Source organism: Cellulomonas sp. P2_B4 (genome assembly GCF_056404795.1).
The window spans coordinates 1-807 of sequence record NZ_JBFUDI010000032.1 but is presented as its reverse complement, the minus strand read 5'-3'; the positions used below and the strand labels follow the sequence as shown (position 1 = coordinate 807).

Below are 807 nucleotides of genomic sequence, written 5' to 3'. Positions count from 1 at the left end.
CTGGATCGCATGACCGCCGCGATTGCGGCGAACATGCCATTCGAAGCGTCGTGGTATGCTTACGCGATACTCGAAGACCGGCTCGTTTCGATGCTTCGGCAATCGGGGGGCACACTTACCCCGAAGGGAAAACCGATAAGAATGATGGGACCGAAGATCGACGAGCTTCGATCACGAGCGAAGAAGGACGACCTCCTAAAGGCCAACTTTGCGGGCACCGATGGACAGCGGGAGGACTCGGAGCTTTGGAAATGGAAAGACGACCGTGACGCCCTCATGCATGGAATGGCTGCCGGCAATCTTACAATCGACCAAATAGACGCGTTGGTGCTGAAGGTAGCGAGCGAGGGAGCAAAGCTGGCTCGAATGTATGCGGCCGCTGCGGCGCGCCTTAAGAAGCACAGGGGAAAAGCCGTCCCGAAGCCGTGATACGCCACCGCCGCCGAAATAGCAGCCAGCATCAAGCTTGCCGGCGCTATGGCATAACTATTGAGGTGAAGAGCCTGTTCGCCTTGGTCGAAAAGCCGTTTGGCTGAGGATCTGGAAGGGGCGGTCACGGTTTCTCTCGCTGTATCAGCGCTTGCTCGGTCGGCTATCGCGATTCCGATGCAGTCGATATAACGAGGCCATGGAACAGAATGATGTCGAAACCGAGAAGAGAATCAACGCTGAGGCGACTCAGATAATTCGCGACTTGCTCCTGAGTCGAGGGCTCTACGAGAGCGTCGAGATCGAATCTGAGGTGGGAGCGAAAGTTGCCTTATTGCTGCAAAATGATTTGACGACGGGCTTTGATGCGTATTGCAC

General features: G+C 55.9%; 1 protein-coding gene. It reads left to right on the top strand.

The genetic code is table 11. The annotated features are described in order from the left end of the window. Positions 1-429 (top strand): hypothetical protein (locus AC1DZC_RS19900; RefSeq protein WP_477044470.1); only part of this gene is annotated, 429 nt, incomplete at its 5' end. Positions 430-807 lie beyond the last annotated feature (378 nt).